The sequence below is a fragment of the Halobacillus sp. KGW1 genome, from assembly GCF_001592845.1.
Classification (GTDB): domain Bacteria; phylum Bacillota; class Bacilli; order Bacillales; family Halobacillaceae; genus Halobacillus.
Map to the genome: position 1 here is coordinate 1,527,928 of NZ_LSOC01000002.1, position 12,894 is coordinate 1,540,821.

The 12,894-nt window shown below is 46.3% G+C and carries 13 protein-coding genes; 4 read left to right on the plus strand and 9 right to left on the minus strand.

Features of this window, described 5'->3' with window-relative positions:
• Nucleotides 1-116: 116 nt before the first annotated feature.
• A complete protein-coding gene (gene dnaE, locus AXG56_RS08615) occupies nt 117-3,464 on the minus strand; it encodes a DNA polymerase III subunit alpha (RefSeq protein WP_062514022.1) in 3,348 nt (1,115 codons plus the stop codon).
• 131 nt (nt 3,465-3,595) lie between these two features.
• Between dnaE and AXG56_RS08620 the strand changes: the two genes are divergently transcribed.
• Both AXG56_RS08620 and ytrI read left to right on the plus strand, forming a co-directional pair.
• A complete protein-coding gene (locus tag AXG56_RS08620) occupies nt 3,596-3,928 on the plus strand; it encodes a YtrH family sporulation protein (protein WP_008635344.1) in 333 nt (110 codons plus the stop codon).
• Complete coding sequence (ytrI, locus tag AXG56_RS08625; RefSeq protein ID WP_008635346.1) at nt 3,929-4,426, plus strand: sporulation membrane protein YtrI; 498 nt, start codon at nt 3,929-3,931, stop codon at nt 4,424-4,426.
• Nucleotides 4,427-4,458: 32 nt separating this feature from the next.
• On the opposite strand, the gene AXG56_RS08630 is transcribed toward ytrI, so the two are convergent.
• On the minus strand, nt 4,459-5,418 hold the full coding sequence (locus tag AXG56_RS08630; protein ID WP_008635347.1) for a bifunctional oligoribonuclease/PAP phosphatase NrnA: 960 nt from the start codon (nt 5,416-5,418) through the stop codon (nt 4,459-4,461).
• A 120-nt stretch (nt 5,419-5,538) separates the two neighbouring features.
• Between AXG56_RS08630 and AXG56_RS08635 the strand changes: the two genes are divergently transcribed.
• Nucleotides 5,539-5,841 carry a YtpI family protein gene (locus AXG56_RS08635; protein ID WP_008635349.1) on the plus strand — a complete coding sequence of 101 codons (303 nt, stop codon included), beginning with the start codon at nt 5,539-5,541 and terminating at the stop codon, nt 5,839-5,841.
• A 34-nt stretch (nt 5,842-5,875) separates the two neighbouring features.
• On the opposite strand, the gene AXG56_RS08640 is transcribed toward AXG56_RS08635, so the two are convergent.
• The 6 genes from AXG56_RS08640 to AXG56_RS08665 form a co-directional block, all read right to left on the minus strand.
• Nucleotides 5,876-7,189 (minus strand): CBS domain-containing protein, encoded by a 1,314-nt coding sequence (locus tag AXG56_RS08640; protein ID WP_008635351.1) that lies wholly within the window; start codon nt 7,187-7,189, stop codon nt 5,876-5,878.
• Nucleotides 7,190-7,363: 174 nt separating this feature from the next.
• Nucleotides 7,364-8,044 (minus strand): metal-dependent hydrolase, encoded by a 681-nt coding sequence (locus AXG56_RS08645; RefSeq protein WP_008635352.1) that lies wholly within the window; start codon nt 8,042-8,044, stop codon nt 7,364-7,366.
• Nucleotides 8,045-8,171: 127 nt separating this feature from the next.
• The gene (locus AXG56_RS08650; RefSeq protein ID WP_008635354.1) at nt 8,172-8,567 is read right to left on the minus strand and encodes a DUF350 domain-containing protein; all 396 of its coding nucleotides are present in this window, start codon (nt 8,565-8,567) and stop codon (nt 8,172-8,174) included.
• 16 nt (nt 8,568-8,583) lie between these two features.
• Nucleotides 8,584-9,249, minus strand: a complete 666-nt coding sequence (locus tag AXG56_RS08655; protein WP_062514024.1) for a DUF4247 domain-containing protein — start codon at nt 9,247-9,249, stop codon at nt 8,584-8,586.
• Nucleotides 9,250-9,313: 64 nt separating this feature from the next.
• Entirely contained in the window at nt 9,314-9,985 is a 672-nt protein-coding gene (locus AXG56_RS08660) for a PspA/IM30 family protein (protein WP_008635361.1), read from the minus strand.
• Between the two features lie 15 nt (nt 9,986-10,000).
• Complete coding sequence (locus AXG56_RS08665) at nt 10,001-10,513, minus strand: DUF4178 domain-containing protein (protein WP_008635362.1); 513 nt, start codon at nt 10,511-10,513, stop codon at nt 10,001-10,003.
• 222 nt (nt 10,514-10,735) lie between these two features.
• Here AXG56_RS08665 and AXG56_RS08670 point away from each other — a divergent pair, with 222 nt between their 5' ends.
• Nucleotides 10,736-11,701: a bile acid:sodium symporter family protein gene (locus tag AXG56_RS08670; RefSeq protein ID WP_026577100.1), complete on the plus strand. Its 966-nt coding sequence runs from the start codon at nt 10,736-10,738 to the stop codon at nt 11,699-11,701.
• Nucleotides 11,702-11,742: 41 nt separating this feature from the next.
• Here the strand turns inward: AXG56_RS08670 and ald are convergent, their stop codons facing one another.
• The gene (gene ald / locus AXG56_RS08675) at nt 11,743-12,861 is read right to left on the minus strand and encodes an alanine dehydrogenase (RefSeq protein WP_026577099.1); all 1,119 of its coding nucleotides are present in this window, start codon (nt 12,859-12,861) and stop codon (nt 11,743-11,745) included.
• Between the last annotated feature and the right edge of the window lie 33 nt (nt 12,862-12,894).

The window sequence follows — 12,894 nt, forward strand, 5'->3', positions numbered from 1 at the left end:
ACACGCTCCCTTTAACTATTAATTGTACCGATCCAGGTGGTCAGACCACCATTAACTCCTTAATTATAACAGATGAATTTGGCGTGTAAAGAACTTCAAAACTTCGGACTGAGTTTTTAATTTTTCGTATCTTTGCTGTACTCTTTCAACGCTACGGAATCATCCCCGAAGTACCCCGTCAAGATCTCCATGCACTCAGGAGACGCAGACAGGTTGTACAATTCCCCCAACCTGTATGTCTTTCTTTCCTGTGATTTAAATATGAAGACCGGAATATTCCCCGGGAAATAGCCGGACACTTTTTTCAGTTTCTCCATTGCAATCGGTTCTGTCTCTTTGGTTACTTTAATGAACAGACGTTGCTCGGAAGCTGTCGGTTTCTCTTCGACATTGAAAACAGACGCTTCGTTGATGATCAACTGCTTTCTGCCGTTCCTTTCCTCGACTTTACCTGTAACCGTTACAAGCATCTGCTCTTGCAGCCATCGCTTTATATTACGGTAAGAATCAGGAAAAATAACCGCCTCCAGCTCTGTCGTTTCATCACCGAGCGTGGCAAATGCCATCGACTCTCCCCGTTTGGTCCTGATTTCCCTTATCGTCTCTACTACACCTGCTGTCTTGACCGTTCCTTTGATGTTAACGACCTTATTCAAAGAATTGATCCCTCTCTCCTGAAGCAGCTGCCGGTGGTGTTCCAAGGGGTGTTCTGACATATAAGTACCCAGAACTTCTTTTTCCATAGCCAAAAGTTTTAATGGAGGAAACGGGTCCACTTCTATCAGTTCCATTTCAAATTCATTTCCGAAGAAGCCGGGCTGGTCCTGGAATTCTTTAAATAACTCTCCCTGTTCCAGTGCCTGGTCGATACTTGCAAGCAGCGCCGCACGATTCTCATGGGTTTCATCAAAGGCACCCGCAAGTATTAACGACTCTATCACCCCGCGAGTGACGATCTTCGTCCGAACACGAAGACAGAAGTCATTCAAGCTGCGGAATCTTCCATTGCCTCTTTCTTCTACAACAGCCTGGGCCGCTTGATAGCCTACCCCCTTCACGGAAAGGAGGCCGATGCGGATGGCACCTTGTTCATCTTTTGCAACAATGTGACTGCGGTTGATCGAAGGAGGAAGTACCTTCAGTCCACTTTCTTTCGCCTCTCGCAAGTAAAGGGTGAGCTTATCCCTGTCACCTACATAAGAGTTGATCAGCTCTGCAAGGAAGTAAGAAGGGTAATGTGCTTTCATATACGCGAGACGATAGGATATCAGACTATAGGCGACCGCGTGACTTCGGTTAAATCCGTAGTTGGCAAATTTGACAATCCATTCGAACACCTGCCGGGCGACCGCCTCGGTGTAGCCGCGATTTCTGCATCCTTTTAGAAACTTCTCCCGTTCGTCTTCTAGTATTCCGGACTGCTTTTTACTGATTGCTCTTCGCAGTAAATCCGCCTCGCCTAAAGAATATCCGGCGACCAGTTGCGCAACCTGCATAATCTGTTCTTGATAGACAAGGACACCGTACGTCTTGTCCAGAATCCCTTTCAAATCGGGATGTGGAAGTTCCATTGCCTGGTTCCCTTGTTTCCGCGATATAAAATCCGGTATATAATCCATAGGGCCGGGCCGATAAAGAGCGTTAACAGCTACGACATCCTCGAAATGAGAGGGACGAAGACGACGCAGCACACCTTTCATTCCCTGGGATTCCAATTGGAAGACCCCGTTTGTACGTCCTTGTTCGAGCAGCTGGAACGTTTTCTCATCATCAAGCGGTATACGCTCTACAGAGAAACTGGAATCCCGGAACCGCTTTATTTTCCCCTCCATCTTCTCGATGAAGGTCAGGTTCCGCAGTCCAAGGAAGTCGATCTTCAACAATCCGACTTTTTCCAAGTCCCCCATGGCCAGCTGCGTCAATGGAATCCCGTTATGTCCGTCCATGAGTGCTGTATATTCCTGGAGCGGCCGCTCGCTGATCACAACACCTGCCGCATGGGTGGAAACGTGCCGCGGCAGCCCTTCCAACTTCGTAGCAATTTGAAAGAGTCGCTGCAATTTCGGTGAATTTCGGATGTAGTCACTCAATTCTTCTGAATCTCTCACGATTTCCGTGATCGTGGACGGTGCCGTTTTTGGTATTTGTTTTAATATGAAGGCTGCATCACTTTCATCAACCGCGAGAACTTTGAAGAGCTCCCTCAGGACACTTCGGACGGCGAATGTGCCGAACGTACAAATTTGAGCAACATGATCCGCTCCATATTTTTCAGCAACGTAGGCGATGACTTCATCCCTGCGGTGATCAGGGAAATCGATATCAATATCAGGCATAGTGATCCGTTCAGGATTCAAAAACCTTTCAAAGAGTAAATCATACTCTAACGGGTCGACTTGAGTAATATTAAGAAGATACGCCACCAATGATCCTGCTGCGGATCCACGTCCCGGGCCTGCGTGTATGCCCTGCTTCTTCGCATAAGCAAGAAAGTCCCATACAATTAGAAAATAATCGCTGAAATTCATCGATGTGATAACGGACAACTCTTTATGTAAGCGCTCTTCCGCCGCCTTGTAAGTTGCCGGGTATTTCTTTGCTAAAGCTTTTAAACAAAGTTCCTCCAGATAACGATCCGCACGGACGCCTCCAGGTGTTGGGTACGTGGGCAGAAGCTGCTGGTCGAACGAAAGTGCAAGGTTTACCCTCTCTGCAATCTCCTCCGTCGCTCTCAACACTCCCGGCCACCATTCTTGAAAATAGTTTTCCATTTCCTCCGGTTTTTTTAGATAGAAGCGCGCTCCTGCTGTTTCCCCTGAGAAGCGGGTATTCGCTTCTATAGCCTTCAAGCTTTCATATGCCGCAGCATCCTCTTTTTTCAGGTAACGGACGTCTCCAATTGCTACGACCGGGACCCCCTCCCTCTTTGACCACTCCTGGAGCGGTTGATGAAGCTGTCTTTCTTCATGAAGATCGAGATCCTGGATTGCCAAATAGAAATTATCCTCTCCTACCATATGCCGCCACCGGTTTAAGGAGTCCTTTATATGGTCAAACATACGACTGGCAATCGTCTGCGCCCAGGGGGACTGAGAGGTCAGCAGGACGACGATCAGACCGCTGCGCTTCTGTTCAAGCAGGTCCAGGGATACCGGCCGCCCTTCCAGCTGGATAGCGGAACTGAGCTGCAAAAGATTTTTATAGCCTTCGTTATTCTCTGCGAAAAGAAGGACAGGGTAGTGAAGGTCCTGATCCTCGATTCTCGTTTTAAGCCCGATTAGAGGTTTGATCCCCTTCTGCTTGCAGGCCCGGTAAAAGGAGACCGATCCACTCATCGTATTCTCATCCGTCAAAGCAAGCGATTGAAACCCCAACCTTTTTGCTTCATCTACAAGTTCGGGAATTTTCACCGTGCTTTCCATTAAGCTGAAACCGCTCTTTACATTCAAATGAGTAAAAGTCATTCACGAACACCTTCTTTCCACTAAATTATATCGATAAGAACAGGAGGATGAAAGCCTCCTGCATAATTGGACGGGCCGGGGAATATTTTTCAATATATGGATACTATTGCGTCTTTGAAATGAGGGACAAAATGGAAGATCGTCTGGTTATTTCGATGATACAGTGCTTCTTTATCGCTTTTGGAGTTATTGTAGGAGGGACAATCATCGGCAGCATCGGGAGTTATCTGACCGGAGAAGCTCCTCTTACCTCCATGTTCCGGATTGCAAAAGGGCTCAGGATATGGGCCATAGTCGCCGCTATTGGTGGAACATTCGATGCCATCAGCAATTTTGAAAAAGGGATATTCGATGGTTCTACCTTCGATATCTTCAAGCAAGTGATGATAATCGTCGCTGCCATGGGTGGAGTGAAAGCCGCTCTCCTTTTATTTGAATGGCTGCTAGGTGAAGAGGTGACGTGAATGCAGTTTCCTCCTTATCATAAAAAAAAGGAGTGGAGGCGTTTATTTGCCGGCATTGTATTAGGAGCGGTCATCGGCTATTTGTTTTTCCTTTATGTACATGGACAGCTCCAAGAAAAATATACAGAAGAATATATTGAAATGAATGCCAAGATGAACGAAATGGAAGCAAAGTATGAAGGGCTTCTAAAAAACCAGGAAGAAGATCCACAAGCGAAGCCGCTGAGCGTCAAAGACATCGCCGTATCCTACACCAATGCAAAGAAACTGAATATTGATTTGTTGACACAGCACGAATTAACAACCCTTGTTAAACAACAATTAGCGTCCATCCCCGGGAAAGATATTAAAGTCGTGGGTAGTCAAGTCGATCTGATGATCGCATCAGTGGAAAGTAAAAGTTATGCTGTTGACGACCTCTCCTATGAACTTAAGGTAGAACGCCTGGTCGTCTACGAAACCCTTTCGTTGAATCTAGAAATCATCATATCCCCATGAAAAGACAGGCAGATACAAAGAAGAGCAGCAAATCACTGCTGCTCTTCTTTGTATTGCCGGCATACGGATTCGAGCTCCGCTGCCAATTGTTCTGTTTCCTCCCAGGATGAAGCAGAAGCACCGGAAGCCATCGGATGTCCTCCGCCGTTAAATTTGGCTGCAACCCCATTTATGACAGGACCTCTGGAGCGAAGACGGACACGGATCGTATCTTCCTCTTCCACAAAGAAGGCCCATGCAAGAATACCTTCAATATCCCCGAGCAGGCCGACAAGCTGACTCGTCTCTGTGACTGTTACATCAAACTTTTTCAGTGTTTCCTTATCCAGGCGGATCGTGGAATAACCAGAAGCATGCCGTTCAAAATTTTGCAGGACATACCCTTTCAATCGAGCTACATTCAAAGGAGTTTTGTACATTTCCTTAAATAAAGCTGGTCTGTCAAAGTCAAATCGAACCAGTTCCGCCGCATAGCCGAGCGTCTTGTTTGTTGTACTGGGGAACAGGAATCGGCCGGTATCTCCGACAATCCCCGCGTATATAAGCCGGGCTGAATTGTCATTTAACCGCAGACCTTCCTCTTGATTCTCTTTATATAATTGATAAATCATTTCGGAAGTAGAGCTGGATGACGTATCAACCCACTGGATGTCGCCATATTTATCCACTTCGGGATGGTGGTCGATTTTAATAAGCGCCGCCCCGCTGTCGTATCTAGCATCGTCGATTCTCGCTTGATTGGCAGTATCACACACGATTACCAGTGCTTCCTCAAACGCTTCATCCGGAACAGCATCCATCGTTTGGAGATAGTTAAGAGACGGTTCACCCGTTCCAGTCACATAGACTTTTTTCTCCGGAAACGATTCTTTAATAATCCCGGCAAGCCCTCCTTGAGAGCCGTAAGCGTCCGGATCTGGGCGGACATGACGGTGAATAATGATGGTTTCATATTTCTTAATCTGTTCGACTATTTGTTTTGGCTTACTCATAAGCGCCTCCCTCTCTATCTTCCTCACAATTAAACCATAGATTTCCACCTGACAGGTAGCTATTCCCAACAAAAAACGCTACAATAAAGACAAATTAATCTAATCAGGAGTCGATCATGGATGATTATTTTTCCGATTCTCATATTGGTTTCCTTTGTTCTTTACCTGTACTACAAAGTGATGATATTCCGGACAAAAGACCCGCTGACCCAGGAATACTTGAACAGCAAATCCCGGGTTTTCCTCGGAAGTTTCATTTTCTTTTTCGGTATTAACCAGTATGTATTTTATCAGACCAAGCTGTCCTTGTTTATAGGAATCGTTTTTCTTCTACTCGGTATCTTTCAAACGAGACTCGGCTGGAAAGCAAGTAAACATTACCAGGCGGAATACCGAAAACATGAAACACCAACCGCCCCTTGAGCCAAGGCCGCTGTCAACATACAGCGGCTTTTTCTCATCTATCAATTAATTGGGCCATGAGCAAGGCTTTTCCAACAATTGCCTTCCCTTGGTGGACCTCTACATCCACCTTAGCGAATTTCCGACCGACTTCTAATATCTGCGGACTTATTTCAATTTCGCTATCGATCTGAACCGGTTTGATGAAATAAACGGATATATTCTCAACGACAAGGTCCCCTTTTTTATGTTTCCGAAGCAGCCTTGAGGAGGACTCTGTAATAAGCGATATAAAGACGCCATAGGACATCGTGCCGAGCTGGTTGGTCATTTGGGGTGTGACTTTTGTCTTCCACTTTACAGGCTCACCTTCTTCCGCCTGTACTTCCATACGGTTTGTGGCAAGGTCGTCGATGGTTTCACCAACCTGTGGCTGCCGTTGTATATGCTGGAGAGCCTTCAGCACGTCCTGCCTGGAGATGATTCCCTGCAGTTTCTGAGCAGCATCTACGACAGGCATCAACTCGATTCCTTCCCATACCATTACGTGAGCAGCATTGGCAAGCGATGTTTTCGGATGGACGGTCATAGGGTTCTTCGTCATCACCTTGTCAATTTTCGTATCGGCACTCTTTCCTATTACGTCTTTGGAAGTGACGATGCCGACCACTCGATTTTGAGAATCCACGACGGGGTAACGGCTGTGTTTTGTTTCTTCGTTCAGGTCATGCCAGTGATCAACGCTGTCCGTCGTCTTTAAAAACTTAGAATCCTCGTAGGCTGTATAAATATCATCCACCAATACGATTTCCTTTTTGATCAGCTGATCGTATATCGCCCTGTTGATCATCGTTGCGACGGTAAATGTATCGTAACTGGTTGAAATGACAGGCAGCTTCTTTTCATCTGCAAGCTTCTTAACCGCATCGCTCGTATCGAAACCACCGGTTACCAATACTGCAGCACCCTCCTGGACGGCCAGTTCATGAGCATTCGTACGGTTCCCCACGATAAGAAGAGACCCTGCTTCTGTGTATCGCATCATGGCTTCCAGCTTCATCGCGCCTATAACGAACTTATTTAGTGTCTTGTACAGCCCTTCTCTGCCACCAAGCACCTGACCATCTACAATATTTACAATCTCAGCAAACGTGAGCCGCTCGATGTTTTCTTTCTTTTTCTTCTCAATTCGGATTGTACCCACGCGTTCCATTGTGCTGACAAGATCCTGGTTTTCCGCTTCTTTAATTGCCCTGTATGCCGTTCCTTCACTTACGTTCAATGCTTTAGCGATTCCGCGCACGGATATTTTGCTTCCAACGGAGAGTGATTCGATGTGTTCAAGAATTTGTTCGTGCTTTGTAGCCATAACTCACCATTCTTTCTAACTGTACCAGTCATTTGTTTATTATTGTTATTATACAACTGATACAGTACTTCCGCAATTTTTCCCACAAAAATCCAAATAAAAAACCCGCTGCACAAACTTCTAACTAAAACAGCCATCTGTCCGAAAAGTCGACAGATGGCTGTTTTACGGCCTTTATATTGTAATTTCATCTCCAGGTTCAAGCACTGTTCCTTTTCCAGGTTGCACCTTGTTCGCAAAACCTTTCCCATCCTGCTCAATTAACTCAAACGTGTTGTAATGGATTGGAACGACCTGTTTTGCTTGGATCCACTCTGCTGCCGTCAACGCATCTTCCGGCCCCATGGTGAAATTATCACCGATTGGAAGAAAAGCCAAGTCGATATCATTTCTTTCACCAATCAATTTCATATCAGAAAACAAGCCGGTATCACCTGCATGGTAGATCGTTTTCCCGTCAATCGTTAATAAAATCCCCATCGGCATTCCTGTGTAAACGATCGTACCGTCTTCTTCCGTATAGGAAGAACCGTGGAAGGCTTGCGTGAACTTCACATGTCCAAAGTCGAATTCATGACCTCCGCCGATCGACATCGGATGGGTGTCGACTCCTTTATTCCCCAAATACTCTGCTAACTCAAAGGGAGCCACGATTTTAGCACCGGTGCGCTTTGCTATCTCCACCGTATCCCCGACGTGGTCGTTGTGCCCGTGCGTCAGAAGGATGACGTCTGCTTCTACTTCGTCTGCCTTTAAATCTGTATTCCCGTTCCCTGAAATAAATGGGTCGAACAGGATCGTCTTTCCATTCGCTTCAACCTTGATAACTGAATGTCCATGATAGGATACTTTCATTCTCCAACACTCCTTCACCATTATTGTTAAGTCGGATTACAGTCAGGCCTACTACCTCACGGGGGATTTTCCCTTTCTCTTTCCTTTCAAAACACCAGGGATCCCTGGGTGGAAAGTCAGCGCTCCCTTATGTAATCGAAGCTCCAATGACAAGCGCCAGTCCTATGGAGACCCCTACAGAAATGATCCCCACTGCCGTATTATTATTCTTCAACTGCGTCTCTACAGAGAACTTTCTAGTGAAAAGCTCGAATAACACATATGCGACCATTTGCAATACGACACCGAACGCTCCCCATATCAACGTATCCCATACAGTAAGGCTGTGATAAATAGCGAACGAAAGAACGATACAGATTCCGATCACTTTTCCAGCAATGGACAACGCCACTGCTTGATTTCCCTCTTTCACTTCATCCCAGTCCTTGTATTGTCTGGTCATCCATTCAAAGATGACTAACCCTATGACTACGACTGCAATGGCAATTGCAAAGTAACCCAGTGTAATTAAAAATGGCTCCATGTATATCTGCCTCCTTTTATTTCCCTACTCCGGGGCCGCCCCCGCGATTATTCGAACTTCTGATTGATCCGGCGCCGGAACCAGAATTGTAGCTTCCATAACCGCCATAACAATCTCCAGCTGCCTGACAGGAAGAACGGCGCTGATCATACCAATTATTTGAACCCAGCATCCGATTAAGAAGGTATCCGGCGAATAATCCATTGAAGAAGCTCGGTGAGTAATTATTCCTTACGAACTCATCGGAAGCTATTTCCATGGTTACAACCCCTGGTTCTTCTTCACTCTCTTGTATGATGACAAAGTCATCATCATATACGAGAACCTGTTTCCCATCCTGCCTTTCACTAATTTCCTCCGGGGGAATCGCTTCTGACAAGGCATCTGCTGTTTCCGGCAAGGATAATTGGCGGGTCGCATACACCTCTGACGTACCTCGATCCGTATTCACTACATCCAATAAAGGAAAATTGTTTCGAATCAATACTTCTGCAGACTGCGCATCCGAATTTTCAATATCTTCCAGAATTTCCGAACGATCCGGTTCTTCAGGAAGGTTCTCATAAGTACTTTCGGCAACAGACCCCGACATCCCTCTTTGTGCATCCCCGCTGTTAAAAAGATTAATAATGACAGCAAGTGCGATGATACCAATGAAGATGAGACCGGTATAATTCTTCACCCTATCTCCTCCTTTCACAAAAAACAGCCGTGCCTAACTAAGATTCAGTTAGGCACGTTCTGTCTTATTCTTTATTCATTTTACGCTTCAAGGCTTCGAGTTCGCTATCCACATTACCCTTATCATCAAGCGCTTCGAATTCATCATCAAGAGAACGGCTGGCAGATGTCATGTCATCGCTCGTTTCCGCCTCCGCCTCAAACTGCATGACCTTCTCTTCCATACGCTCAAATCCCTGACGTGATTCGTCCCCTCCGATACTGGACATCGTACGGTTCATCTTTGTCCTTGTCTTCGCCGATTCTGCACGTGCTTTCAGTGAGTCTTTCTTCAATTTCATTTCCTGATATTCTTTCTTCATGTCATCGAGCTTTTCTCTAAGCGTATTGGCATCCTGCTGCGCACGTTCCCAGGAAGCTTTCAACTGCTCTGCTTGTTCCTGGTGGTTGTTCTTATCTTCTAAAGCGCGTCGTGCCAAATCTTCGTTACCTGCTTCCAGCGCTTTTTCCGCCTGCTTCATCCGCTTATCAGCTAATGCCTGAGAGTCATCGTACTTACGCTTTAACATTTTCTCGTTCGCAATCTGCTTGGCTACAGCACTCTCGGCTTCCCGAATATCGTTCTCCATATCGCGCATGAACTGATCCAGCATTTTCACCGGGTCTTCTGCTTTATCCAACATCGCATTCAATTCCGATCCAACCACTGTTTTCACTCGCTTGAAAAATTTAAACATTCTAGTTCCTCCTTATTATTTCGAACCTGCAATAATTTTTATTTCGTATGGTTCAATATCATATCCTGCACTTGCTTCCACTTCGCTGCCCCAGGACTCCAGACTCAAGTAAGTCTCCTCATCTTCCGAAACATACTCCGCATACCTCGTCGTCCTTCCGTTTATGTTTTTACTTCTTCCTTCACCGGTGACACGCGCTTCGCCTTCCTCGTCCTTATAGAAAGTCTTCCCCTCGTGTGTCAGCTGCTTCGGGTAAGGCATTTGAACGGGCATCTGAACGGTTTCATAGATCCCCAGTTCCAATTCATCATCCATTTCAGCAGCGAGCCATTTGGTCGTATCCCCTTCGAGAAGTTGATAAGAGAACCATTCATATGATCCATCTCTATACGTGATTTTACCTACTACTTCATAGTCTGCCAAATCGTAGGTGATGATATCCCCGACCTGTATGTTTAAGACCGTTCTTTCTTCTACGCTTGATTGCTGTTTTTCTGTTTTTGAAAAAAGCCTTGAAAAGAAACCCAAATCCTCACCTCTCCTTCTTGCTTTGCTCCTGTGTACTATACGTACGAATGAACGTTTCAAAGGTTTCACTCTTTCTAAATATTTTATCGTATTTCCGTCTTTATCTAAATCAATAACTGCTCTTCATTTTTTTTTCGTTTTTTTCCCCTTCTTCAACCTTTGTTTTTTCTGAAAAGAGCGTATAATCAGAAAATATATTTCTACTTGAGGAGCTGACATTAAATGAGAGCATTAGCAAAAGCAAGTCAATTCGTAAGCAGTACCTTCGCCCTCTGGGTCGTTTTATTTGCGGCATTATCCTTTTTTCTGCCTTCCGGTTTCACATGGATCGCTCCTTATATCGTTCCGCTTCTCGGAATCATCATGTTCGGAATGGGGCTGACCCTCTCCAAAAAGGACTTTCAAGAAGTGTTCAAGCGTCCCAAAGACGTTGCCATCGGAGTCGGGGCTCAGTTTGTACTCATGCCGATCCTTGCATTCCTACTTGTAAACATTCTTCCTGTTTCTCCGGAAATTGCGGTAGGAGTCATCCTCGTCGGATGCTGTCCTGGAGGTACTTCCTCCAACGTCATGACTTATTTATCCAAGGGGGATACCGCACTTTCTGTAGCCGTCACCTCTGTATCGACGCTGCTGGCACCATTCCTGACTCCATTTTTAATCTGGGTCTTCGCAAGCCAGTGGCTGTCCGTATCGGCGTCTGACTTGTTTATATCCATTGTAAAGGTGGTACTCGTACCTATTCTGCTGGGATTGGTAGTGAAGGCTGTTTTGAAAGAGAAGGTGGAAGCGGGGGTTAAAGCACTGCCGCTCGTATCTGTCGTCAGCATCGTAGCCATTGTCGGTGCGGTCGTGAGCGTCAACCAAGCACAAATCGCTCAAACCGGAGCTGTCATTTTTGCTATTGTTTTTCTTCACAATATACTCGGGTACGCGGCAGGTTACGGGCTTGGCAAGCTGTTCCGCATGAAAGCACCTCAAAAACGCGCCATCGCTATTGAAGTCGGAATGCAGAATTCCGGACTCGGAGCATCGCTCGCAGCTGTCCACTTCAGTCCACTTGCAGCTGTACCTAGTGCCATCTTCAGCGTATGGCATAACATTTCCGGACCGATCATTGCGACGATTTTTCGGAAACAACAAGAGAAGAAAGAGACAAAGGCGGAGAACTTTCACAAATCAGCGTAAAAAAAGAAGCAGGGAATGGTAAATTCCCTGCTTCTTTTTTATTATGCATGCAATAGATCCTCTGGCGGCGTATACTCCAACCCCTGGGAGTCAGCTACGGCTTTATAAGTAAGATATCCATCCACTGTATGCAGGCCCTTCTTCAACGCTTCATTCTCTCTCAAGGCCTGCAAATATCCCTTACCTGCCAGTTGGAGCGCATAGGGAACCGTGACGTTCGTCAACCCGATTGTAGATGTTCTGGGAACTGCTCCAGGCATGTTCGCAACGGCATAATGCAGCACGCCGTGCTTTAGATAGGTTGGATCGTCATGTGTCGTAATTCGATCCGTCGTCGCGAAAATACCACCTTGGTCGATAGCTACATCAACGATTACCGACCCTTCCGGCATCGCCTTAACCATTTCCTCCGTTACCAGCTTAGGGGCTTTCGCTCCGGGAATTAATACAGCTCCAATGACTAAATCGGACACTGCCAGGGATTCCTGGATGTTCAGTGGATTGGACATGAGTGTCTGAATTGAATCCCCGAATATATCATCCAATTGGCGAAGGCGCTCGGGATTGACATCAATAATGGTTACATCCGCTCCCAGACCAAGGGCGATTTTGGCAGCATTCGTGCCGACTACGCCTCCTCCGATAACCGTCACCCGGCCCCTTGGGACTCCTGGTATTCCACTTAAGAGAATGCCCTTGCCTCCGTGGGATTTCTCAAGAAACTGAGCACCGATTTGGGAAGCCATTCTTCCTGCAACCTCACTCATCGGAGTCAGTAAAGGGAGGGAGCCGTTTGCAAGCTGGACAGTCTCGTAAGCGATGGAAATGACCTTGCTGTCCATTAAAGCACGAGTCAGCTCCGGTTCCGGCGCCAAATGCAGGTAGGTGAACAAGATAAGGCCTTCCCTGAAATAATGATACTCTGCAGGCAGAGGCTCTTTCACCTTCATCACCATTTCCTGATCCCATGCTTCTTTTGCAGACGGGACGATCGTCGCACCTGCTTCCTGGAACTGTTCATCCGTGAAGCTTGAGCCATACCCTGCTCCTGTCTCGACGTAAACGTCGTGACCCGCTCCTGTCAAACTGACGACACCAGCAGGAGTCATTGCAATCCGGTTCTCATTATTCTTCGTCTCTTTTGGTATTCCGATCTTCATAAAGATCGAACCTCCTGTCTAAATTAAATACTT